Annotated in this window: 22 protein-coding genes; 17 read left to right on the forward strand and 5 right to left on the reverse strand. The window is 67.8% G+C overall.

What is annotated here, in order from left to right; genetic code table 11:
* Positions 1–105: 105 nt before the first annotated feature.
* From gap to fba, 4 genes are all read left to right on the forward strand, one after another.
* Positions 106–1,116, forward strand: a complete 1,011-nt coding sequence (gene gap / locus FHT98_RS06125; RefSeq protein WP_061970293.1) for a type I glyceraldehyde-3-phosphate dehydrogenase — start codon at positions 106–108, stop codon at positions 1,114–1,116.
* 74 nt (positions 1,117–1,190) lie between these two features.
* Positions 1,191–1,688, forward strand: coding sequence for a hypothetical protein (locus FHT98_RS06130; protein WP_142113118.1), 498 nt, complete (start codon positions 1,191–1,193; stop codon positions 1,686–1,688).
* Positions 1,685–2,878, forward strand: a complete 1,194-nt coding sequence (locus tag FHT98_RS06135) for a phosphoglycerate kinase (RefSeq protein WP_142113121.1) — start codon at positions 1,685–1,687, stop codon at positions 2,876–2,878. Before FHT98_RS06130 ends, FHT98_RS06135 begins: the two co-directional genes overlap by 4 nt.
* 140 nt (positions 2,879–3,018) lie before the next feature.
* A complete protein-coding gene (fba, locus tag FHT98_RS06140) occupies positions 3,019–4,101 on the forward strand; it encodes a class II fructose-bisphosphate aldolase (protein ID WP_061969859.1) in 1,083 nt (360 codons plus the stop codon).
* Between the two features lie 110 nt (positions 4,102–4,211).
* Here fba and FHT98_RS06145 read toward each other — a convergent pair whose 3' ends face one another.
* Positions 4,212–6,212 (reverse strand): PhoX family protein, encoded by a 2,001-nt coding sequence (locus tag FHT98_RS06145; RefSeq protein WP_142113123.1) that lies wholly within the window; start codon positions 6,210–6,212, stop codon positions 4,212–4,214.
* 206 nt (positions 6,213–6,418) lie between these two features.
* On the opposite strand from FHT98_RS06145, the gene FHT98_RS06150 reads away from it, so the two are divergent.
* The 7 genes from FHT98_RS06150 to FHT98_RS06180 all read left to right on the forward strand — a co-directional run bounded on the left by FHT98_RS06150 (position 6,419) and on the right by FHT98_RS06180 (position 12,610).
* Entirely contained in the window at positions 6,419–7,573 is a 1,155-nt protein-coding gene (locus FHT98_RS06150; RefSeq protein WP_142113125.1) for a benzoate/H(+) symporter BenE family transporter, read from the forward strand.
* Entirely contained in the window at positions 7,570–8,223 is a 654-nt protein-coding gene (locus FHT98_RS06155) for a thiamine phosphate synthase (RefSeq protein ID WP_082617572.1), read from the forward strand. The genes FHT98_RS06150 and FHT98_RS06155 overlap by 4 nt, the downstream gene beginning before the upstream one ends.
* Positions 8,220–9,152, forward strand: coding sequence for a tetratricopeptide repeat protein (locus tag FHT98_RS06160; RefSeq protein WP_142113127.1), 933 nt, complete (start codon positions 8,220–8,222; stop codon positions 9,150–9,152). The genes FHT98_RS06155 and FHT98_RS06160 overlap by 4 nt, the downstream gene beginning before the upstream one ends.
* Positions 9,153–9,244: 92 nt before the next feature.
* Complete coding sequence (locus FHT98_RS06165; RefSeq protein WP_061969866.1) at positions 9,245–10,036, forward strand: inositol monophosphatase family protein; 792 nt, start codon at positions 9,245–9,247, stop codon at positions 10,034–10,036.
* A gap of 98 nt (positions 10,037–10,134) precedes the next feature.
* Positions 10,135–11,145: a flagellar motor protein MotA gene (locus FHT98_RS06170; RefSeq protein WP_248309155.1), complete on the forward strand. Its 1,011-nt coding sequence runs from the start codon at positions 10,135–10,137 to the stop codon at positions 11,143–11,145.
* Between the two features lie 29 nt (positions 11,146–11,174).
* Positions 11,175–12,194: a peptidoglycan -binding protein gene (locus tag FHT98_RS06175; RefSeq protein ID WP_091857031.1), complete on the forward strand. Its 1,020-nt coding sequence runs from the start codon at positions 11,175–11,177 to the stop codon at positions 12,192–12,194.
* A 2-nt stretch (positions 12,195–12,196) separates the two neighbouring features.
* Positions 12,197–12,610, forward strand: coding sequence for an Ivy family c-type lysozyme inhibitor (locus FHT98_RS06180; protein WP_142113129.1), 414 nt, complete (start codon positions 12,197–12,199; stop codon positions 12,608–12,610).
* A 12-nt stretch (positions 12,611–12,622) separates the two neighbouring features.
* Here FHT98_RS06180 and FHT98_RS06185 read toward each other — a convergent pair whose 3' ends face one another.
* Positions 12,623–14,419 carry an ABC transporter transmembrane domain-containing protein gene (locus tag FHT98_RS06185; RefSeq protein WP_091857029.1) on the reverse strand — a complete coding sequence of 599 codons (1,797 nt, stop codon included), beginning with the start codon at positions 14,417–14,419 and terminating at the stop codon, positions 12,623–12,625.
* 253 nt (positions 14,420–14,672) lie between these two features.
* On the opposite strand from FHT98_RS06185, the gene rpmE reads away from it, so the two are divergent.
* On the forward strand, positions 14,673–14,909 hold the full coding sequence (rpmE, locus tag FHT98_RS06190) for a 50S ribosomal protein L31 (RefSeq protein ID WP_061969875.1): 237 nt from the start codon (positions 14,673–14,675) through the stop codon (positions 14,907–14,909).
* Positions 14,910–15,033: 124 nt separating this feature from the next.
* Here the strand turns inward: rpmE and rcdA are convergent, their stop codons facing one another.
* A complete protein-coding gene (rcdA, locus tag FHT98_RS06195) occupies positions 15,034–15,564 on the reverse strand; it encodes a protease adaptor protein RcdA (protein ID WP_091857028.1) in 531 nt (176 codons plus the stop codon).
* 360 nt (positions 15,565–15,924) lie between these two features.
* Positions 15,925–16,125: a DUF1192 domain-containing protein gene (locus tag FHT98_RS06200; RefSeq protein WP_061969879.1), complete on the reverse strand. Its 201-nt coding sequence runs from the start codon at positions 16,123–16,125 to the stop codon at positions 15,925–15,927.
* A 92-nt stretch (positions 16,126–16,217) separates the two neighbouring features.
* On the opposite strand from FHT98_RS06200, the gene FHT98_RS06205 reads away from it, so the two are divergent.
* The 3 genes from FHT98_RS06205 (at position 16,218) to FHT98_RS06215 (ending at position 19,039) form a co-directional block, all read left to right on the forward strand.
* Positions 16,218–17,216: an NAD(P)H-quinone oxidoreductase gene (locus FHT98_RS06205; RefSeq protein ID WP_142113131.1), complete on the forward strand. Its 999-nt coding sequence runs from the start codon at positions 16,218–16,220 to the stop codon at positions 17,214–17,216.
* 178 nt (positions 17,217–17,394) lie between these two features.
* A complete protein-coding gene (locus tag FHT98_RS06210; protein WP_091857026.1) occupies positions 17,395–18,123 on the forward strand; it encodes a DUF1013 domain-containing protein in 729 nt (242 codons plus the stop codon).
* Between the two features lie 25 nt (positions 18,124–18,148).
* Complete coding sequence (locus FHT98_RS06215) at positions 18,149–19,039, forward strand: MBL fold metallo-hydrolase (RefSeq protein WP_210244338.1); 891 nt, start codon at positions 18,149–18,151, stop codon at positions 19,037–19,039.
* An 18-nt stretch (positions 19,040–19,057) separates the two neighbouring features.
* Here FHT98_RS06215 and FHT98_RS06220 read toward each other — a convergent pair whose 3' ends face one another.
* Positions 19,058–20,992 carry a propionyl-CoA synthetase gene (locus tag FHT98_RS06220; RefSeq protein WP_142113133.1) on the reverse strand — a complete coding sequence of 645 codons (1,935 nt, stop codon included), beginning with the start codon at positions 20,990–20,992 and terminating at the stop codon, positions 19,058–19,060.
* Positions 20,993–21,163: 171 nt separating this feature from the next.
* Between FHT98_RS06220 and FHT98_RS06225 the strand changes: the two genes are divergently transcribed.
* Both FHT98_RS06225 and FHT98_RS06230 read left to right on the forward strand, forming a co-directional pair.
* Entirely contained in the window at positions 21,164–21,928 is a 765-nt protein-coding gene (locus tag FHT98_RS06225; protein ID WP_142113135.1) for a sulfite exporter TauE/SafE family protein, read from the forward strand.
* Between the two features lie 98 nt (positions 21,929–22,026).
* Positions 22,027–23,655, forward strand: coding sequence for an acyl-CoA synthetase (locus FHT98_RS06230; protein WP_142113140.1), 1,629 nt, complete (start codon positions 22,027–22,029; stop codon positions 23,653–23,655).
* Positions 23,656–23,675: the final 20 nt, after the last annotated feature.

A 23,675-nucleotide genomic window follows, 5' to 3' on the forward strand; every position in this document is an offset into this window, starting at 1 on the left:
GGCTGATTTTCCCGAAAGACATCTTGCGTTCGGCCATTCTTTGGCCGAATTGCCCGCGTGGATAGCGACGGCTTACGCCGGACGCTCGGCGAAGGAGAGGAAGACATGACGGTCAAGGTGGCGATCAACGGTTTCGGCCGCATCGGGCGCAACGTTCTGCGCGCGATCATCGAGTCGAAGCGCAAGGACATCGAGGTCGTGGCGATCAACGATCTCGGCCCGGTCGAGACCAACGCCCATCTCTTCCGCTTCGACTCCGTCCATGGCCGCTTCCCCGGCACTGTGACCGTCTCCGGCGACACGATCGATGTCGGCCGCGGCCCGATCAAGGTCACCGCGATCCGCGATCCCAAGGACCTGCCGCACAAGGCGCTCGGCGTCGATATCGCCTTCGAGTGCACCGGCATCTTCACCACCCGCGACAAGGCCGCCGCGCATCTCGCCGCCGGCGCCAAGCGCGTGCTGGTCTCGGCTCCCTGCGACGGCGCCGACCTGACCGTCGTCTTCGGCGTCAACCATCACGAGTTGACCAAGGACCACGTCGTCGTCTCGAACGCCTCCTGCACCACGAACTGCCTCGCGCCGGTCGTGCGCGTGCTGCATGACAGCATGGGCATCGACAAGGGCTTCATGACCACGATCCATGCCTATACCGGCGACCAGCCGACGCTGGATACGATGCACAAGGATCTCTATCGCGGCCGCGCCGCCGCGCTCTCGATGATCCCGACCTCGACCGGTGCCGCCAAGGCGATCGGCCTGGTCATTCCCGATCTGAAGGGCCGTCTCGACGGCACTTCGATCCGCGTTCCCACCCCGAACGTCTCGGTCGTCGACTTCAAGTTCATCTCGAAGCGCAAGACCACGGTCGAGAAGGTCAACGAGGCCATCATCAAGGCCTCGAAGCGCGGCCCGCTCAAGGGCATCCTCGCCGTCACCGACCAGCCGAACGTCTCGATCGACTTCAACCACGATCCGGCGTCCTCGACCTTCGCCCTCGACCAGACCAAGGTCATGGACGACAAGTTCGTCCGCGTCCTCTCCTGGTACGATAACGAATGGGGCTTCTCGAACCGCATGAGCGACACCGCCGTCGCCATGGGCGCCCTGCTCTGAACCGTCTTACCAAGGCCACGTTCCTCCGTCAGGGCGTGGCCTTGTCCCTGAACAGCAGCAGAAACGGACCGAGCATGGCCAAGATCGAGCCGACAGTAGCGACCCCGCCCGCCCCCCAGACCGAGGCTGCCTCCGCACCGGCCAACCTGGCGCCGGTCCCGGCCTTCCCCTCCGCTTCGACCCCTGCCCCTGCTCCCGCTCCGGCCCCGGCTCCGATACGCGCCGAGCCGGCGCCGGCCGCGACCGAGCCGCGCAAGCTCGACCAGCTCTCCCGCATCGAGGAGAAGGCAGCGCGCATCGAGGAGAAATTCGCCCGCTACGAGGCCGTTCTGACCCGTGCGGAAGCCTCGCTGGAGCGCTCGGCCGGCAAGGTCGACAATGCGGTGGGCACGCTCGACATCGGCGGCATCCGCAACGAGATCGCCGCCCTGCGCCAGCGCGTCGATGCGACGCCGCGGGCCGGCACGCTCTTCGTCACCGCCGCCGTGACCGCGGTGCTCACCGTGCTGCTCACCATCCTCGTCCTGAAATTCGGCGTGCCCGGCCTGTTCGGCGGCCTGCTGCCGCGATGAGCGCCTTCCGCACCCTCGACGACGCCGATCTCGCGGGCAAGCGGGTGCTTGTCCGCGTCGACCTCAACGTTCCCATGGACGGCGACAAGGTCAGCGACACCACCCGCATCGACCGCATCCTGCCGACGATCCGCGAGATCGCCGACAAGGGCGGCAAGGTCGTGCTGCTCGCGCATTTCGGCCGGCCGAAGGGCCGCGACGACAAGAACAGCCTGCGGCAGGTCGTGCCGGCTCTGACACAGGCGCTCGGCCGCCCCGTCACCTTCGTCGACGACTGCATTGGCGATGATGTCGCCAAGGCCCTGACGGCTGCGAAGAACGGCGACGTCCTGCTGCTGGAGAACACCCGCTTCCACGCCGGCGACGAGAAGAACGATCCCGACTTCGTGAGGGCACTCGCCGCCAATGGCGACCTCTATGTCAACGACGCCTTCTCGGCCGCGCACCGGGCGCACGCCTCGACCGAAGGCCTCGCCCATGTCCTGCCGGCCTATGCCGGGCGCACCATGCAAGCCGAGCTCGAAGCCCTCTCCGCCGGCCTCGACAACCCCACCCGCCCGGTGATGGCGATCGTCGGCGGCGCCAAGGTCTCGACCAAGCTCGACCTGCTCGGCAACCTCGTCAAAAAGGTCGATGTCCTCGCCATTGGCGGCGGCATGGCCAACACCTTCCTGGCGGCGCGCGGCGTCGATGTTGGCAAGTCGCTCTGCGAGCATGATCTCGTCGGCACGGCCCGCGAGATCGAGGAGAAGGCCAAGGCTGCCGGCTGCGAGATCCTCCTGCCGGTCGACGCGCTGGTGGCGCGCGAATTCAAGGCCCATCCCGGCCATCGCGTCGTGCCGGTCGGTGAAGTCGGCGCCGACGAGATGATTCTCGATGCCGGCCCGCTCTCGATCGCCGAAGTCGTGCTGCGGCTGGAGAAGGTCAAGACGCTGGTCTGGAACGGCCCCTTCGGCGCCTTCGAGCTGCCGCCCTTCGACACGGCGACGGTCGCCGTCGCCAAGGCCGCGGCCAGGCACGTCAAGGCCGGCGATCTCGTCGCGGTCGCCGGTGGCGGCGACACCGTCGCGGCGATGAACCATGCCGGCGTCATCGACGACCTGTCCTATGTCTCGACGGCGGGTGGCGCCTTCCTCGAATGGATGGAAGGCAAGGCCCTGCCGGGCGTCGAGGCCCTGCGGAAGCGCTGATCCGGGCATTGACCGTGCGGGCCGCTCCGACAACGGGGCGGCCGCTCGCGTTTTAAGCTTTCCACCCACCCGGCTTTGCGCCGGGAGCCTGTCCGCACTACATCTTTCGCCATATCCGTTTTCAAAAGGGGAGTGCCATCGTGGCCCGTATCACGCTTCGCCAGTTGCTCGATCATGCCGCCGAGAACGACTACGGCGTGCCCGCCTTCAACATCAACAACATGGAGCAGGCGCTGGCGATCATGGCGGCGGCCGACGCGACCGACGCGCCCGTCATCATCCAGGCCTCGCGCGGCGCCCGCAGCTACGCCAACGACATCATGCTCAAGCACATGATGGACGCCGTCACCGAGATCTACCCGCATATCCCGGTCTGCGTGCATCTCGACCACGGCAACGAGCCGGCGACCTGCATGACCGCGATCCAGGCCGGCTTCACCTCGGTGATGATGGACGGCTCGCTCAAGGCCGACGGCAAGACGCCGGGCGACTGGGACTACAATGTCGGCGTGACCAAGACCGTCACCGACATGTCCCATCTCGGCGGCATCTCGGTCGAGGGCGAACTCGGCGTGCTCGGCTCGCTGGAATCCGGCGAGGGCGAGAAGGAGGACGGCCACGGCTTCGAGGGCAAGCTCAGCCACGACCAGCTCCTGACCAATCCCGACGAAGCCGTGAAGTTCGTCGCCGAGACCAAGGTCGACGCGCTCGCCATCGCCATGGGCACCTCGCATGGCGCCTACAAGTTCACCCGCAAACCCGACGGCGCGATCCTAGCGATGCATGTCATCGAGGAGATCCACAAGCTGCTGCCGAACACGCATCTCGTCATGCATGGCTCGTCCAGCGTTCCGCAGGACCTTCAGGACGTCATCAACCAGTATGGCGGCAAGATGCCCCAGACCTGGGGCGTGCCGGTCGAGGAGATCCAGCGCGGCATCAAGCACGGCGTGCGCAAGATCAACATCGACACCGACAACCGCATGGCGATGACCGGCCAGATCCGCAAGATCCTCTCAGAGAACCCCGGCGAGTTCGACCCGCGCAAGTATCTGAAGCCCGCCATGGAGGCGATGACCAAGCTCTGCAAGCAGCGCCTCGAGGAGTTCAACACCGCCGGCCAGGCCTCGAAGATCAAGCGCGTCATCACGCTGGCCGAGATGGCCAAGCGCTACGCCAAGGGCGAGCTCGACCCGACCTTCGGCGCCAAGAAGGCGGCGTGAGCTTCACTGCATTTGAGCAGGCTTTGAAACGGAAACGCCCGGTCGCATAGACCGGGCGTTTTGCTGTCAGGAGGTGGCCGGGTCGAGCCCGGCCATGACGGCAGGCCGCCTCACACGCCGATCTTGCCGCCACCCTTCCTGGTGATCGCAACCACCGAGGGCCGCACCGGCATGTCCGGCTTGAAATCCGGCCAGCGGGTCGAGAGGTCTTCGTAATAGGAGCGGCGGCCGAATTCGGGCCAGTCCGGCCCATCGTCACCCGGATGCTGTACGGCGACGAAGGCGGTGGTGTCGTCCGGCGTGAAGCAGGGGCCGCACATCTCCGCGCCATGCGGCACGCGGTAGAACAACTTCGAGGTCCGGCGCGCGCCACCCTCGGTATCGACCGCCCAGAGCCCGTCGGTACGCCCGGTCACATCGATGCCGTTGCCATCGGTCGCGACCCAGAGCCGCCCGGCGGAATCGACCACGGCATTGTCGGGCATGCCGAACCAGCCGTTCTTGGTCGTATCGGTCGAAAAGCTCGCGCCGACCGCCGCGACGGATGGATCGCCGCATTTCAGCAGGATCTCCCAGCGCCCCCTGGTCGCCGTGTGATCGCCATCGGCCTCGGCGATCTCGATGATATGGCCGAAGGCGTTCTTGGCACGCGGATTGGCGGCGTCGACTTGCTCGTCCTTACGGCTCGTATTGTTGGTCAGCATCACATAGACGCGCCCCGTCACCGGGTTCGGCGTGATGTCTTCCGGCCGGTCCATCTTGGTGGCGCCGAGCAGGTCGCCGGCGCGGCGGGCCTCGATCAGCACGTCGGCCTGGCTCTGGAAGCCGTTCGCGGCCGTGAGCGGGCCCTGCCCGAAGACCAGCGGCAGCCATTCATGCGTGCCATCCGCCGCGAACTTGGCGACGTACAGCGTGCCGGCATCGAGCAGGTCGAGATTGGCTGCGCGGTTGTTCGGGTCGAAGCGGCCGGCCGTGACGAACTTGTAGACATAATCAAAGCGCTCATCGTCGCCGAGATAGGCGACGACGCGCCCGTCCCTGGCGACGATCATGTCGGCGCCCTCATGCTTGAAGCGGCCGAGTGCGGTGCGCTTCTTCGGCACCGAGTTCGGATCGAACGGATCGACCTCGATCACCCAGCCGAAGCGATTGGCCTCGTTCGGCTCCTTGGCGAGGTCGAAGCGCTCCTCGAAGCGGCCCCAGGCGTAAGGAGAGGACGGCACGGCGAGGCGCTTGTAGTTCGCCTCCTCGCGATGGCCCTCCGGCAGCTTGCCGGAGAAATAGCCATGGAAGTTCTCCTCGCCCGAGACGAAGGTGCCCCAGGGGGTCAGCGCGCCCGAGCAGTTGTTGAGCGTGCCCAGCACCTTGCGGCCGCTGGCATCGGCCTTGGTCTGCACGCGCTCGTTGCCGGCGACCGGCCCCGAGAGCTGCATCTCGGTCGCCACGGTGATGCGGCGATTGTACTTGGAATCCTTGACCAGCGCCCACTGGCTGCCGGTCTTCCGGATTTCCGCGACCGTCGCGCCATGCGCCATCGCCTCGATCGCGAAACGCTCCGGCGTCGCGTTCTTCAGGACAGGCTTGCCGTCCTTCATCTCGACCACGCCCGGGAACATCAGATGCGGGTTGGTGTATTCGTGATTGACGAAGAGCAGCCCATGCGCAGACGGGTCGGCCGCGCCCATCATCGGCACATAGCCGACGAAGTCGTTGTTGTAGCCGAACTGCTTGCTCTGGGCCTCCGCGCTCTGCTTTGCCGGGTCGAAGGCTGGCGCATCAGCCGTCAGCGGGTCACCCCAGCGCAGCAGAACCTGCGCCTCGTAGCCCTCGGCGACGTGGTGATCGGCATCGACGCCGACCTCGACCTCCTTGAAGGCGAAAGCCGACTTCGCGCCTTGCGCCTGCGCTTCGGCGGCGGTCTCCAAAGCCAGCGTGCCGACCGTCGCCGAGATCGCCGAGACCGCGAGCGCGCCCTTGAGCAGACCGCGCCGCGAGAACCGCTGCGAGATCAGTTCACCCATGGTCGGATTGTCGGTTAGATTCCGCGGCTCGGCATCCTCATGCTCCAGCATGCTGGCGCCGAAGGTGGATTCGTAGTCGTCGTCGCGCATGGTCGGCCTCGGTCGCTGCGGATTGGAATAATGCGCAGCTAGGCCCGGCCATTGACAGCCGAATGACATCGCCCGTCACCGGCAGGCCATCTTCCAGCCAGTCCCGCCCTCGGACTGGTCCCGGCCCTGCGTCCGCCGCCCTTTCCGTCTCAGGTGATTTCTGGTTCAACGCTGGCTTGCTTCTGTCCCAGCCGGCTTCCCGCACCATGTCGATCGTCTTCTCTGCCCTGGTCGCGGTCTTCGTCGGCTTCGCCGCCTCCGTCGCCGTCATTCTCCAGGCCGCGCAGGCGCTCGGCGCCACGCCCGGCCAGACCATCTCCTGGATTGCGGCGCTCTGTCTCGCGACCGGCGCCTCCAGCCTCTTCCTGTCCTGGCGCTACCGCATGCCGATGATCTGCGCCTGGTCGACGCCGGGCGCCGCCCTCATCGCCGCCGTGACCGGCTTCGACATGGCTTCGGCCGTTGGCGCCTTCCTAGTCGCGGCCGTGCTGATGATGCTGACCGCCGCCTTCCGCCCGCTCGGCAGGCTGATCGAGCGCATCCCGATGCCGGTCGCGGCGGCCATGCTCGCCGGCGTCATCTTCCGCTTCGTCGCCGCCGTCTTCGACGAGATGCGGCTCTCGCCCGGCGTTGTGCTGCCGCTGCTCGCCGTCTTCCTCGTGGCGCGCCTGCTCAATCCCTTCCTCGGCGTCATCGCCGCGCTCGTCGCCGGCATTGCGATCAGCTTCGTTGGCGGCCTCGCCCACTGGCCTGCCGGAGCCATGACGCTGAGCGGCCTCGAATTCGTCACGCCGCGCTTCGATATTCCCGCCATGCTCGGAATCGGCGTCCCGCTCTATCTCGTCACCATGGCCGCCCAGAACCTGCCGGGCTTCGCCGTGCTGCGCGCCGCCGGCTATAATCCGCCGACCGCGCCTTCGCTCTTCGTCACCGGCCTGACCTCGCTCCTGACCGCGCCCTTCGGCGCGCATATGACCAACATGGCCGCGATATCGGCTTCGATCTGCACCGGCGGCGACACCCATCCCGATCCGGCCCAGCGCTGGAAGGCCGGCGTGCTCTATGGCCTGTTCTATTTCGTCGTCGCCGCCTCGACCGGCTTGCTGATCGCCCTGCTGCTGGCCCTGCCCAAGGCGCTGATCGTCGCCGTGGCCGGCCTCGGGCTGATCGGCTCGCTGACGGGCGCGCTCGGACAGGCCATGTCTTCCGACAAGGAGCGCTTCGCCGCCGTCGTCACCTTCGCCGTCGCCGCCTCCAGCCTTTCGCTTTTCGGCATCGGATCAGCCTTCTGGAGCCTCGTTGCCGGCCTTGCGGTCTTGACATTGGACTTCGCTGCGGGCCGTTTGCGCAGCCGATCATGACCACACAATCATCCTCCACTCGCCTGATGCTCGTCACCCCTCCCGTCGCAGACGCGGAGGCCATGGCCTTTCGCCTGATGCAGGCCATGGCCGGAGGCGATGTCGCCGCCGTGCTGCTGCGCCTCAGCGCCGGCGACGACCGCAGCCGGATCGAGCGCGTCAAGCGCCTCGCCGGCCCGGTCCAGGCCAATAATGTCGCCCTCGTCGTCGAGGACAATGCGCTCGTCGCGGCGCGCGGTGGCGCCGACGGCGTCCATCTCACCGGCGGCCCTGCCGCAGTCTCCGAGGCCCGCTCCAGCCTGAAGAGCGAGCGCATCATCGGCATCGGCGCCTTGCGTGCCCGCCATGACGCGATGGATGCCGGCGAGGCCGGCGTCGATTACGTGATGTTCGGCGAGCCCCGTCCCGACGGCTCGCTGCCGCCGCTCGCGGCCGTGGTCGAGCGCGCCGGCTGGTGGGCCGAGATCTTCGAGACGCCCTGCGTCGCCTATGCGCCCGATGCCGACTCCATCCCCGCGCTGATCGAGACCGGCGCGGAATTCGTCGCGCTCGGCGCCTGGGCCTTCGACGAAGGGCAGGATATCCGCGCCCTGGTCGAGCAGGCCAACCAGGCGATCAGCGCCTGCGCCGCGCGGAAGACGGCCCGATGACGCGGCTGGCCGGGCAAGCCTTGCTGGCCGGTGCCCTGCTTGCCGGCGCCCTGCTTGCCGGCCCGGCCGAGGCTGCGTCCACGCCGGATCTGGCCTATGGCGCCTATCAGGCCGGACATTATCGTCGCGCCCAGGCGGAGGCGCTGAAGCGCATCGAGGCTGATAGCAGCGATGCCGCCGCGATGACCCTGGTCGGCGAGCTCTATCGCCAGGGCCTCGGGGTCGCGCCGGACCAGAAGGTCGCGACGGAATGGTATGAGCGGGCCGAGGCGCGCGGCGACATCAACGCGGCTTTCGCGCTGGCGACGCAGCTTCTCGACGAGAAGAGCGGCAAGCGCGACCCCGCCCGCGCCGGCAAGCTGCTCGAGAAGGCGGCTGCCGCCGGCCACCCCGCCGCCAACTACAATCTCGCGCTCGCCCTTCTCGCGGCGAACCGCGAGGCCGAGGACAAACGTGCCGTCGCCTGTCTTGAAATCGCGGCGAAATCCCAGATCGGCGACGCCATGTATGCGCTCGGCGTGCTGGCAAAGCAGGGACGCGGCATGCCGGAGAGCGAGGAGGTCGCCGCCCGCTGGATGAAGCAGGCGGCCGCGGCCGGCAACGTCCCCGGCGAGGTCGAATACGCCATCATGCTGTTCAACGGCACCGGCGTGGAGAAGGACGAGGCCGCCGCCGCCAGCCTGTTCCGGCGCGCCGCCTGGGAGGGCAACCCCATCGCCCAGAACCGCCTCGCCAAGCTCTACCAGTTCGGTCTCGGCATCGCGCCGGACACGATCGAGGCGGCGGCCTGGCATCTCGCGGCCCGCTCGCAGGGCCTCAAGGACCCCGCGCTCGACGACATGTTCGAGCGCCTCAAGCCCGAGCAGCAGGCCCGCGCCGCCCGCATGGCCGCCGGCCGGATCAGCACCGCCGTCTTGACGGCGCCGTAAGACCCGCGCAAGTGACGGCTCACTAAATTCTTGCCGGGCGCAAGGCTTGCGCCGCTGGCTCATCGCGCGCCCCGGCGCGCAAGAGGTTTCCGATGATCCGCTCTCCCCTGATGACCGTGATGACCGACGCCGTGATGAAGGCGTCCCGCTCGCTCAAGCGCGATTTCGGCGAGGTCGAGAACCTGCAGGTCCTGGCCAAGGGCCCCGGCGACTTCGTCTCCAAGGCCGACACCAAGGCCGAGGAAATCCTCCGCGCCGCGCTGGAGAAGGCCCGCCCGGGCTATGGTTTCGTCATGGAGGAGAGCGGCGTCGTCCACGGCACGGACGAGAGCAACCGCTGGCATATCGACCCGCTCGACGGCACCCATAACTTCCTGCGCGGCATCCCGCACTGGAACATCTCGGTCGCGCTGGAGCGCGACAACCAGTTCATCGCCGGCGTGATCTACGATGCCGCCAAGGACGAGATGTTCATGGCCGAGAAGGGCAAGGGCGCCTATGTCAACAACCGTCGCCTGCGCGTCTCCGGCCGCAACGAGCCGGCCGACATGCTGATCGGCACCGGCATCCCGCATATCGGCAAGGGCGGCCATGGCCAGTTCCTGCGCGAGCTTGCCGCCGTGATGCCGCGCTTCGCCAATGTCCGCCGCATGGGCTCGGCCGCCCTCGACATCGCCTATGTCGCCGCCGGCCGCATGGACGCCTATTGGGAGCGCGGCCTCAACACCTGGGATTTCGCGGCCGGTGCCGTGCTGATCCGCGAGGCCGGTGGCACCTTCGGCACGCTCGACGGCAAGCCGGTGACGAGCGCCAAGGACATCATCTGCGGCAACGAGGCCGGCGAGCGCGCGCTCAGCCAGGCGCTCAAGACCGCGGCGGCCTGAGGCCAACAGCCTCGAAACTGTTGCTCTTTCGTGCTTGATCCCGGCGGCGTGGGAGGCGACAGTCCTCCCCGCACTCCGAGGCGAACGGAAGACGACGCATGGCGATTGAGGATTTCGCGGCCGAGCCGGCGACGGCCGCAACCGTGCGGACGCAGGTCCGCTTCTCCAGGCCGCTCCGCTACGTCGTCCGCGCGGTCCTGTTCCTCGTCCTGATCGGCTTCCTCGGTTTCATCCTGCAGGCCGGGCTGGTCCAGGCCTTCATGACCAATCCCGGTCTGAACGGGCTCATCCTCGGGGCCCTGCTCGTCGGCTGCCTGATCGCACTGCGCGAACTCTGGCGCATCCACAGCGAGGCGCGCGCCGCGACCAATCTCGCCGTCGCACCTGTCTCCGCCGATATCCGCCGCGGCCAGGTCATCGCCCCGCTGGGCTCCGTCCTGCCGGCGCTGGAGCATGGCACCCTTGCCCCGGCCCAGGCCGTCACGGCCCTCGAATCGATCGCGGTCAGGCTCGACGACGGGCGCGAGGTCCTGCGCTATCTCAGCGGCCTGCTCGTCTTCCTCGGCCTGCTCGGCACCTTCTGGGGCCTGCTCGACACGGTCGGCTCGGTCGGAACCGTCATCAAGTCACTGCGCACAGGCGCCGAGGCCGGCGTGCTCTTCGACGAGCTCAAGGCTGGGCTTTCCGCCCCGCTCGCGGGCATGGGCCTGTCCTTCTCCTCCTCGCTCTTCGGCATCGCCGGCTCGCTGATCCTCGGCTTCCTGGACCTTCAGGTCGGACAGGCGCAGCGGCGCTTCCGCAACGAGGTCGAGAGCTGGCTCGGCAGCCGCACCGGCACGCCCGATGCCCCTGCCGCCTTGCTTGCGGCCGGCAATCCGCTCGCCGACCGTTTCGAGCAGCTCAGCGCCGCCATGGCCGACGGCGCCTCCAACAACCGCGCCGCGACGCAGGCGCTCTCCAATCTGGCCGAGGGCATCCAGGGCCTCGTCCAGCACATGCGCTCCGAGCAGCAGATGATCCGCGACTGGGTCGAGGCGCAGGCCGCCCGCGAGAAGGACCTGAAGCGCCTGATCGACCGCCTCACCGCCGACCAGGTGACCGAGCCATGATGCTGCTCGCCAAAGCAGGAATCTGACGGATGGCCCTCTCCCGCGCCCATCGCCGCGAGGACGTCAATTTCTGGCCCGGCTTCGTCGACGCGCTCTCGACGATGCTGATCGGCATCGTCTTCCTGCTGACGGTCTTCGTGCTCGGCCAGTTCTTCCTGTCGCAGGAATTGACCGGCAAGGACACCGCGCTGGAGCGGCTCAACAGGCAGATTTCCGAACTGACGGACCTGCTCGCCCTCGAGCGCTCCTCCAACCGGCAGGCGCAGGAAAGCCTCCAGCTGATGCAGTCGACGCTGGCGCAGACGCAAGGTGAGCGCAGCCGGCTGCAAGGCCTGATCGACACGCAAGCCGGCAGCAATGCCGGCGCCCAGCTCGCCGAATCGCAGAAGGCGCTGGATGCGGAAAAGCAGCTCTCCGCCCGGGCCCAGGCGACGGTCGATCTCGTCAACCAGCAGATCCAGGCCATGCGCCGCCAACTCGCAGCGCTGGAGGAAGCCCTCTCCGCCTCCGAGGCCAAGGACAAGGATTCGCAGGCCCGCATCTCCGAGCTCGGCTCGCGGCTGAACGTCGCGCTGGCCCAGCGCGTGCAGGAGCTGGCGCGCTACCGCTCGGACTTCTTCGGGCGGCTGCGGCAGGTGCTCGGCACACGGCCGGATATTCGCGTCGTCGGCGACCGTTTCGTCTTCCAGTCCGAGGTCTTCTTCGACGGCGGCCAGGCCGTGCTGAAGCCCGAAGGCAAGGTCGAGCTCGACAAGCTCGCCACCATCCTGCTCGATCTCGGCAACGAGATGCCGCCGGACCTGCCCTGGATCCTGCGCGTCGACGGCCATACCGACAACCGGCCGATCAAGTCCGCGCAGTTCCCCTCGAACTGGTATCTCTCCTCGGCCCGCGCCATCGCCGTCGTCGAATACCTGATCTCGCGCGGCCTGCCGACCGACCGCGTCGCCGCCACCGGCTTCGGCGAATACCAGCCGCTCGACGTCGCCAATACCGACGACGCCCACCGCCGCAACCGCCGCATCGAGTTCAAGATCACGGAGCGCTGAACATGTCCGTCAGGCGCCTGCCTTTCGCAATCGCGAGTGCTGTCGCCCTGCTGCTGGCAGCTCCGGCTTCGGCCCAGGCGCCCAAGGACGGAGGGCGCTATCTCCACGACCTGATGAAGCAGCCGACCTATCGCGACGCCTGGACGCGCATGCTCGGCAAGCTCGGCCCGCGCGAATCCTGGCTCAAGGCTGACAAGCTCACCGGCCCCGGCGGCCCCAGCACGATCGTCACCGTCGGTGGCCAGGCCTTCGAGCGCGTCGACACCTGCAAGCGGCACGACTGCGGCAACAACCAGTTCTATGCGCTGTTCTCGTCCGACGGCAGGGAAGCGCTCGGCGTCCTCGTCCAGCCCGGCAACATCCGCTTCTTCGGCCAACCCAGCGAAGAGCAGCAGCGCGCACTGGTGGGGCCCTAGCAGCCCACCAGCTCAGGCCGCCTCCAGCCCGAACTGCAGCGCCGCCAGCCGCGCATAGAGCCCGCCGCGCGCCTTGAGCTCGGCATGGCTGCCCTCCTCGACGATGCGCCCATCTTCCATCACGAGGATGCGGTCGGCCGAAAGGATGGTCGCGAGGCGATGCGCCACCACCAGCGTGGTGCGGCCCTGCATCAGGCGGTCGAGCGCATCCTGCACCGCCTTTTCGCTTTCGGAATCGAGCGCCGAGGTCGCCTCGTCGAGCAGCAGGATCGGCGCGTCCTTCAGGATCGCCCGCGCGATGGCGAGGCGCTGCCGCTGCCCGCCCGAGAGCGTCACCCCGCGCTCGCCGACGACCGTCTCGTAACCTTCAGGCAAGGCACGGATGAACTCGTCCGCCGCCGCGAGCTTGGCCGCTGCCTCGACCTCCTCCTGCGAGGCTCCCGGCCGGCCATAGGCGATGTTGTCGCGCACCGAGACGCCGAACACCGTCGGCTCCTGCGGCACCAGCGCGAAGCGCTCGCGCCAGGCCTCCGGATCGGCCTCGGGGCCCGCCACGCCGTCGACGACGACGCGGCCGTCCTGCGGATCGTAGAAGCGCAGCGCCAGTTGCAGCACCGTGCTCTTGCCGGCACCGGACGGCCCGACCAGCGCGATCCGCTCGCCCGGCCGGACCGAGAAGGTCAGGTCCGACAGCGCCGGCCCGACACGGCCGGGATAGCTGAAGGAGACGTTCTCGAAGGCGAACTCGCCGAGCGAGGGAGCCGGCATCGGCTTGGGATGTGGCGGCGCGGCGATGGCCGGCTTCAGCGCCAGGATCTCGCCGAGCCGGCTGGAGGCACCGGCAGCCGCACTGATATCGCCATAGACCTCGGAGAGCTGGCCGAGCGAGCTTGCGGCCAGCACCGCATAGAGGATGAACTGCGACAGCCGTCCACCGGTCATCCGCCCGTCGAACACCTCGGTCGCCCCGACCCAGAGCACGCAGACCACGCTGGCGCTGACCAGGAAGATCGCGACGCCCGAGAGGAGCGCGCGCGAGGCCGTCGCCTCCCGCGAGGCTGCATAGGCCCCGTCCGACGCCGCCTCGAACCGCGCCGAACTCTGCCCGGCGGCACCGAAGGACTGCATCGTGCGGATGGCGCCGACGGCTTCAGCCGCGAAGGCGGAGGCATCGGCGAGCCGGTCCTGCGCCGCCCGCGAGCGGCGCCTGACCGAGCGGCCGGACAGGACCAGCGGGATCACGATCAGCGGAATGACTCCGATGACGATCGCGGAAAGCCGCGGGCTCGTCGCCACCATCATCGCCAGCGCGCCAAGCGTCATGATGGCGTTGCGCAGCGCGATCGAGGCTGTCGAGGCGAAGGTCGACTTGATCTGCGTGGTGTCGGCGGTGAGCCGCGAGACGAGGTCGCCGGCCCGGCTCGAATCGAAGAAGGCCGGTTCCAGCTGCGTCAGATGGCGGAAGACATCGGCGCGGAGCGACGCAACGATGCGCTCGCCCACCGTCATCACCAGGTAGAAGCGTGCCGAGCTCGCCAGCGCCAGCACGCCGACCACGCCGATCAGCAGGATGAAATAGCTGTTGGCGAGCTGCTGCTCGCCCCCGGTGAAGCCGACATCGATGACGCGGCGCACCGCCAGCGGCAGCGCCAGCGTCGCCAGCGAGGCGACGACCAGCGCGACGAGCGCGAGCAGGATCCGGCGCTTCTGCGCCCGGGCATAAGGCCAGAAGGTCGCCAGCGAACGGAAATCCGGCCGGGCCTTCCTGTCGTTCTTCTCAGCTTCGGCCACGCAGCGGGCCTCCTGCATCTCGCGCACGCGTCGCGCGCGCTCTTTCGACCAATCTCAATCTCGCCTCCGTGAAGCCGATCATGGCGGGCTTGGCAAACGACGCAACGCCGCAGGGCCCTTCCCCGGGAGTGCGTCGCGCTTGCGCTGGAGCGCCGGCTGCGATATGTGCACCCAAATTCACGACAGGCTCATCCGAATTCTTTCGACGGGCCGGGCAGGCTCGCCTGCTTGTCGATGCGCCCGTTTTTGTAAGCTTTCTGAGGATTTCGTCATGGCCAAGGCTGGCATCCATCCCGACTATCACGCCATCAAGGTCGTCATGACCGATGGCACCGAATATGCCACCCGCTCGACCTACGGCAAGGAAGGGGACACCCTCAACCTTGACATCGACCCCACGACCCACCCGGCCTGGACCGGCGGCACCCAGCATATGCTGGACCGCGGCGGCCGCGTCTCGCGCTTCAACACGCGCTTCGCCGGCCTGGGCGCGATCGGCAAGAAGTGATGCTGCGGCGCTGCGGCGCCGCCGTCCTTGATCTCGAACAAGAAAACCCGGCCTCGCGGCCGGGTTTTTCCGTTTTGGCATGATCCGAAGCGCAGCGCCTCGACGGCGCCGCGCTCCCGAATGATCAGTGGGCGAGCCCGAGCCGGGCCTGCAGGCTGGCGAGCTGGTCCAGGACCGGGTTGACGGCCGCGCGCACAGGCGCCTGGCCCGACATCTGGCCCTCCAGATGGCGGATACGCTCCTGCAGCCTGAACGAATGCGCCATCAGCTCGCGCAGCCGCTCCGGCAATTGCGCCACGATAGACTCCGACGGCGGCGCCATCGGGTCGCCGATCTTGACCTTGTTGTGCTCGGTCCGGGCCTGCTCCGCGGTGAGCTCGCCTTCCGCCACGGCCCGCTGCACTAGGAGCCAGGAGGCGACCTGCATCAATCGCGTGGTCAGGCGCATGCTCTCGGTGGCGTAGGTCAGCGAGGCCTCGCGCGGCAGGGCGGCGGCATCCTTGCGCCCGTCTCCGTCGAGATAGCCCGCCGTCTGCTCGACCAGTCCCATTCCCTCGCGAAACAGCAGCATGAAGGCGTCGGAGCGCACGAAGCCCCGAGCAAAGGAAATCGCGCCCTCTTCCGTCTGCGGGTCGAGCAACTGGGCGTCGTTCATGCGGTGTCTCCCATCGGCACAAGCCCGTGCGCCTCTGGAACGCGTCACGGATCAGGACACCGATGTCGCAAGGATAGCGCCGATCACGGTCGCCGGCGCCGGTAAGGTGTCGTTAACCTTAACGAGGCTAAACCCCTGTGGCGACAACAAGGCGGGCGGCTCCACAGGAGCATCCCAGATTCGCCGGGTCCGGGGAACGCGCAGACAAAAAAAGAGCCGCCAAGGGCGGCTCGAAGGTCAACAGGGAGGCGTCAAACAGAGTGGGCAGGAGCCACTCGACATCCAGACAAACTGGATGATGCGATTCATACTTTGGAATCATTAACGCCCTGTTAACGGGCGTTTCTTTTTGACGCTTTTTCAGGCGGGCTTGCGGAAGAACGCATCCGCAGCAGAGCGCGAGGCGTCCTTGCGGGACCGGGTCTCGATCAGGCGCTCGATCTCGGCCTTGAGCGCGGCGACCCGCTCGTCGATCTCGCCAAGCGACAGCGTCGACAGATCCTGTCCGATTTCGTGCACGCTCTTCGGCTTGGGGCGGTCATCCTCCGGGAATATCGACATGGCGGCCTCGCATCTGCTCAAACTGCGCGGGGCACGCTAGCTAAGTTTCCAACGCAGTCACGCTGCGACGCACCAAACGAGGACACTGCGCCATGACGGCACTTCCCGAAACGATGACGGCGATCGGCATGGCGGCTCCGGGCGGCCCCGAGGTCCTCAGGCCGGAAACGCGCCCGGTCCCGAAGCCCGGTCCGGGCCAGATCCTCGTCGCCATCGCTGCCGCCGGCGTCAATCGGCCGGACGTCCTGCAGCGCCAGGGCGGCTACAACCCGCCTCCCGGCGCCTCCGACATCCCCGGCCTCGAATTCGCCGGCACGGTCGTGGCGCAGGGCGAAGGCGCCGGCCGCTTCGCGATCGGTTCGACGGTCTGCGCCCTCGTCGCCGGTGGCGGTTATGCCGAATATGCCGTGGTCGACGAGCGCAACGCCCTGCCCGCCCCCAAGGGCCTGACGCTCACCGAGGCCGGGGCGATCCCCGAGACCTTCTTCACGGTCTGGGCCAATGTCTTCCAGCGCGGTCGCTTGCAGGCCGGCGAGAGCTTCCTTGTCCATGGCGGCTCGTCGGGCATCGGGACGACGGCGATCCAGCTCGCCAAGGCCTTCGGTGCGACCGTCATCGCGACGGCCGGCTCCGACGACAAATGCGCCGCCTGCCTGAAGCTCGGTGCCGACCATGCCATCAACTACCGGACGGAGGATTTCGTCGCAGTGGCGAAGGCCATGACGGGCGGGCGCGGCACCGACCTGATCCTCGACATGGTCGGCGGCGACTATATCGACCGCAACTACGAACTGGCCGCCGATCAGGGCCGCATCGTCCAGATCGCCTTCCTCAACGGGCCGAAGGCCACGGTCAATTTCAGCCGCTTGATGCTGAAGCGCCTGACCCATACCGGTTCGACGCTGCGGCCGCGCACCGTTGTCGAGAAGGCCGCCATCGCCGCCGAATTGCAGGCCAAGGTCTGGCCGCTGCTCGAGGCCGGGCGCTGCAAGCCGCTCATCCACGCCACCTTCCCGCTGGCGCAGGCGGCCGAGGCCCATCGCCTGATGGAATCCAGCACCCATATCGGCAAGATCGTGCTGACGGTGTGAGCGCTGCTTTTCGTGGACACTTGCCCCGCCCTCGCCTATAAGGCGCGCCATCCTGCTCATCGTCGATGATTTGGATGGCCGGCCGGGGAGGCCGGTCGGCGCATGAGAGCTATTGTCCGCGACCCTGCCTTAAGAGCCCCTGCGAGCGGCGGCGCGAAGGCGAAGAGGAGACCGTACCGTGTCACAAACCCCGCTGATGCCCAAGGCCACCGCGGTCTGGCTGGTCGAGAACACCTCGCTGACGTTCGAGCAGATCGCCGAGTTCTGCAAGCTGCACCCGCTCGAGGTGCGCGGCATCGCGGACGGCGAAGTTGCCGCCGGCATCAAGGGCCTCGACCCGATCACCTCCGGCCAGCTCACCCGCGAGGAGCTTGAGCGCGCCGCCAAGAACCCGAGCCACCATCTCAAGCTCGCCGAGCGCAAGGTGAAGGTGCCGGAGATCAAGCGCACCAAGGGCCCGCGCTACACCCCGGTTTCCAAGCGCCAGGACCGGCCGAACGCCATCCTCTGGCTGCTGCGCAACCACCCCGAGCTCAAGGACGCGCAGGTCATCCGCCTGATCGGCACCACCAAGTCGACCATCGCGCAGATCCGCGACCGCACCCACTGGAACGCCCAGACGCTGACCCCGATCGACCCGGTCAGCCTCGGCCTGTGCTCGCAGATCGATCTCGATTTCGAAGTCGGCCGCGCCGCCAAGGACCGTCCCGCCGCGCTGGTCGAGGCCGGCTCGACCCTGCTCACCGTGGAAGAGGCCACCGCTCCGGAGCCGAAGCCCAGCGAGAGCCAGCCCTTCGCCGACATGAGCCGGCCGAAGCGCGAGGAGGAAGCTGCGATCGACGTCGATTCCGTCTTCGCCAAGCTGAAGCAGCTCAAGCGCCCGGCCGACGAAGAAGACGACGAGTAAGAGCTCCCAACCACGGACGCTGCGCATGTCGGGAATGGACGGTCTCGCCTTCACCTTCCTCGGCACTGGCGCACCGCCCGTCAGCCTGCGCCGCGCCGGCCCCTCGCATCTCGTCGAGGCGGCTGGCCGCAAGCTGCTGATCGATTGTGGCTCCGGCGTCGGCCAACGGCTGGTCGCCGCCGGCACGCGCGGCGCCGATATCGACGCCCTAATCGTCACCCACGAGCATTCCGACCACCTGGTCGACTTCTACCAGCTCGTGGTCTCCTCCTGGCATCAGGGCCGCGCAAGGCCCTGGCGCGTGCTCGCCCCTGCGCCCGCGCTCGCCAATCTCCGCGCCCAATATGCCGCCTTCGAACGCGAGCGCACCCTGCGCATCGCCTTCGAAAAGCGCCCCGACGCAACGGGGCTTGAGGTTATCTTCGAGGAATTGCGCGAAGGTCCTGTCTCTGGCCTGGGCGAGCTCTCCATCGAGGCTTTCCTGGTCGATCACCGGCCGGTCGAGCCTGCTTTCGGCCTGACCCTGTCGCATGGCGGCACGCGGATCGTCTTCTCAGGAGACACCCGCCTCACGCCCTCGCTGGAGATGCAAGCCAACGGCTGCGACCTCCTGGTCTGCGAGGTGTTCATTGCCAGCCAGATGCCGGTCGTCGCGGGCGTTCGGTCGCCTGAAACCGTCGCCGCGGTCGAGAGCTATCACATGACGCCGGCTGTCGTGGCGGGGCTCGCGACGCGTGCCGGTGCCAAGGCATTGGCACTGACTCATCTGGTCCCGCCGAACGCGGACACCACCGCGCTCGCCCGCGAAGTCCGCGCCGCGGGCTATGCCGGCGCCTTGCTGGTCGGCGAAGACCTCATGCGCCTCGACGTGCCGGAGCGCCTGCTGAGCTGGAACGGCGCGACGGTCGCCTACTAGCTCCGAGACGACCGGCCGCTACCCGATCCCCCTGCCCTTCAGGGCTACGCCGATCTCGCCGAGCACCGTGAGATCCTCGATCGTCGCCGGCACCGCATAATCCTCGCCATCGGCGATCTTCTTCATCGTCGCCCTGAGGATCTTGCCGGAGCGCGTCTTCGGCAGCCGGGCGACCGTCAGCGCCAGCTTGAACGCCGCCACCGGCCCGATCCGCTCACGCACCAACGCGACGAGTTCCTTCTCGACCTGCTCGGGCGTCACGGTCGCGCCCGCCTTCAGCACGACGAAGCCACAGGGCTGCTCGCCCTTGAGCGCGTCGCGAATGCCGACGACCGCGCATTCCGCCACGGCCGGATGCGCTGCCAGCACCTCCTCCATGCCGCCGGTCGAAAGTCGGTGACCGGCGACATTGATGATGTCGTCGGTGCGGCCCATGATGAAGACATAGCCGTCCGCATCGATGAAGCCGGCATCCGAGGTGTTGTAGTAGCCCGGATAGGTCGTGAGATAGGCCTCCCTGAAGCGCGTATCGTCGTTCCACAATGTCGTCAGCGCGCCGGGCGGCAGCGGCAGCTTCAGCACGATCGCGCCCATCGTGCCGGGTTCGACCTGTCGGCCGCCCTCGTCGAGGCATTGCACGTCCCAGCCGGGCAGCGGCACGGTCGACGAGCCGTGCTTCACCGGCAGGAGGCCGAGGCCCAGCGGATCGCCGACGATCGGCGAGCCGCTCTCGGTCTGCCACCAATGGTCGATCACCGGCACTTGCAGCAGCGCTTCCGCCCATTTCAGCGTTTCGGGATCGGCCCGCTCGCCGGCGAGGAACAGCGCCTTGAAGCGCGACAGGTCGTGGCCGGCGAGGTGCTTGCCCTCCGGGTCCTCCTTGCGGATGGCGCGGAAGGCGGTCGGCGCCGTGAACAGCACCTTGGCGCCATGCTCGGCGATGACCCGCCAGAAGGCTCCGGGATCGGGCGTGCCGACCGGCTTGCCCTCATAGAGCACGCTGGTGGCGCCCTGGATCAGCGGCGCATAGACGATATAGCCGTGGCCGACGACCCAGCCGACATCGGAGGCGCAGAACATCACCTCGCCCGGCCCGACATCGAAGAGCTGCTCCATCGTCGCCTTGAGCACGACCATGTGCCCGCCATTGTCGCGAACCACGCCCTTGGGCCTGCCGGTCGTGCCGGAGGTGTAGAGGATGTAGAGCGGGTCGGTCGCCGCGACCTCGACGCACTCGGCCTTGCGCCCAGCCGCCTTCGCAGCAGCCACCAGCGTGCGCCAGTTCTTGTCGCGGGTCGCATGCATCGAGGCATCGACTTGGGGTCGCTGCAGCACGACGCAGGCCTGCGGCTTGTGCCTGGCCATCTCGATCGCGCCGTCGAGCAGCGGCTTGTATTCGACGACGCGCGTCGGCTCGATACCGCAGGTCGCGGTCAGGATCACCTTGGGCTCGGCATCGTCGATGCGCGTCGCCAGCTCCTTCGCCGCGAAACCGCCGAACACCACCGAATGCACCGCGCCGATCCGGGCGCAGGCCAGCATCGCGAAGGCCGCTTCCGGCACCATCGGCATGTAGATGATGACGCGGTCGCCCTTGCCGACGCCGAGGTCTTCGAGCACGGCGCCGAGCGTCGCGACCTCGTCCAGCATCTCAGCGTAGGTATAGCTCGCCTTCGTGCCGGTGACCGGGCTGTCATGGATCAGCGCGGCCTGATCGCCGCGCCCGTCGCGCACATGCCGGTCCAGCGCGTTGAAGCAGGTGTTGCAGGCCGCATCCGGGAACCAGCGGCCATAGATGCCGGCGGAGGCGTCGAAAGCCTTCTCGGGCGGCTTGATCCAGTCGATCGCCTTGGCCATGTCGAGCCAATAGGCATCCGGATCGGCCTGCCAGCTTGCATAGGTTTCGGCATAGCCTTGCGCCGGGCGGGCGGGCGCCGCATGGGGGCCATTCATCGCAAGCGTTCCTCTGCGCCGGGTTTCATCCTAAAGCCCCGTGGCAAGCCGGCGATGGCGGGGCTGATTTTGCGCGAATCCTGCGCACTGCCCCCGGTCAACGCAAGCTCGCTGTTTTAAGACTTTCGCCCATCCCATTCTGCACGTCCCGGCTCAGCGGCGCAGCCCTCCATGCCCTTCGATCTTCTCTTCTTCGCCGCCATGGTGCCGGCCGTCATCCTGACCGGCCTGGCCAAGGGCGGCTTCTCGGGCATCGGCCTGCTCTCCCTGCCCTTGATGGCGCTGGTGGTCTCGCCGGTGACGGCGGCCGCGATCATGCTGCCCTTGCTGATCGCGCAGGATGTCGTCTCGGTCTGGTCCTACCGGCGCGATTTCGATCGCCGCAACCTCGCGACGCTGGCGCCCGGCGCCCTGTTCGGCATCCTCGTCGGTTATCTCCTGGCGGCGAAGGTCTCAGACGCGGCGGTGGTGCTCGCGGTCGGGCTGATCTCGGTCGGCTTCGCACTGCGCCGCATGCTGAGCGATGGCCGGAAGCCCGCTGTCGCCACGCAGGCGAACTGGAGCGCCGGCAGCCTCTGGGGCTTCCTCTGCGGCTTCACCAGCATGGTTGCCCATGCCGGCGGCCCGCCCTTCCAGATCTATGTCATGCCGCAGAAGCTGAAGCCGGCCGTCTTCGTCGGCACCGGCGCGGTGTTCTTCGCCGCAATGAACCTGGTGAAGCTCATCCCCTATCTCGCGCTCGGCCAGCTCAACGGCCAGAACCTCATGGCTTCGGCCGCGCTGCTGCCCTTCGCCGTCGCGGCGACCTTCGCCGGGGTCTGGCTGGTCCGGCGCGTGCCCGCGGAGCGCTTCTACGGCATCGTCTACTGGCTTCTGCTGCTGGTGGGCGGGAAGCTGATCTTCGACGGCCTGCGCGACCTGCATCTTCTCGGCTGATCGGCCTCCGCGCGATTGCGCCGCATCGGAAAAAGGGATGGATTACCCGGGAGCGCGCCAGCCGCTAAGGCTGCCAGCGCTTGCAAGGAAGGCTCCCGATGACCCGTTCGGCCTATGACACCGATCTCGACCGCAATCCGGCGAACTACCAGCCGCTGACACCGCTCGCCTTCCTCGAGCGCGCCGCCTCGGTCTTCCCCGAGCGCACCGCGATCATCCACGGCCCGCTGCGCCGTTCCTATGCCGAATTCTATGCCCGCTCGCGCCGCCTCGCCTCGGCGCTGGCCAGGCACGGCGTCGGCAAGAACGACACGGTCGCAGCGATGCTGCCGAACACCCCGGCCATGCTCGAATGTCATTACGGGGTGCCGATGGCCGGCGCCGTCCTCAACACGCTGAACACCCGGCTCGACGCGGCGATCATCGCCTTCTCGCTCGACCATGGCGGCGCGAAGGTGCTGATCACCGATCGGGAATTCTCGAAGACGATCAAGGAAGCCCTTGCCCTCTGCAAGGCGAAGCCCCTCGTCATCGATTATGACGACCCGGTCTATGACGGCCCCGGCGAACGGCTGGGCCAGATCGAATACGAGGATTTCCTCGCCTCCGGCGATCCCGATTTCGACTGGCTGATGCCGTCGGACGAGTGGGACGCCATCGCGCTCAACTACACCTCCGGCACCACCGGCGACCCCAAGGGCGTGGTCTATCACCATCGCGGCGCCAACCTGCTGGCGACCTCGAACGTCATCACCGGCAATCTCGGCCGCCATCCGGTCTATCTCTGGACGCTGCCGATGTTCCACTGCAACGGCTGGTGCTTCCCCTGGACGATCTCGATCGTCGCCGGCACCCATGTCTGCCTGCGCCAGGTCCGGGCCAGGGCGATGTACGATGCGCTGGCCGACCATGGCGTGACCCATCTCTGCGGTGCGCCGATCGTGATGTCGGCGCTACTCAACGCCACGCCTGAGGAGCGCCGCGACTTCCCGCAGACGGTTTCCTTCTTCACCGCCGCCGCCCCGCCGCCCGAGGCCGTGCTCGCCGGCATGAAGCAGGCCGGCTTCGAGGTGACCCATCTCTACGGGCTGACCGAGTGCTACGGGCCTGCCGTCGTCAACGACTGGAACGACGACTGGGATGCGCTCTCTCCGGCCGAGCAGGCCGCCAGGAAGGCCCGCCAGGGCGTGCGTTACCCGGCGCTCGAAGGGCTCGACGTGCTCGATCCCGAGACGATGCGGCCCGTCCCGCGCGACGGCCAGACGCTCGGCGAGGTGATGATGCGCGGCAATGTCGTGATGAAGGGCTATCTCGGCAACCGGAAATCGACCGAGGCCGCCTTCACTGGGGGCTGGTTCCATACCGGCGATCTCGGCGTGCGCTATCCCGACGGCTATATCCAGCTCAAGGACCGCTCGAAGGACATCATCATCTCCGGCGGCGAGAACATCTCCTCGATCGAGGTCGAGGACGCGCTCTACAAGCACCCGGCCGTGCAGGCGGCCGCCGTGGTCGCACGTCCCGACGAGAAATGGGGCGAAACGCCTTGCGCCTTCATCGAGCTGAAGCCGGGCAAGACCGCGACGGAAGCCGAGATCATCGCCTGGTGCCGGGAGCAGCTCGCGGCGTTCAAATGCCCGCGGACCATCGTCTTCGCCGAAGTGCCGAAGACCTCGACCGGCAAGATCCAGAAATTCCGCCTGCGCGAGATGGCACGGGCGCTGTAGGCCAGCCGGCCCGGCCACGG

The sequence above is a fragment of the Allobosea sp. AK1 genome (assembly GCF_006714945.1).
Taxonomy (GTDB): domain Bacteria; phylum Pseudomonadota; class Alphaproteobacteria; order Rhizobiales; family Beijerinckiaceae; genus Allobosea; species Allobosea robiniae.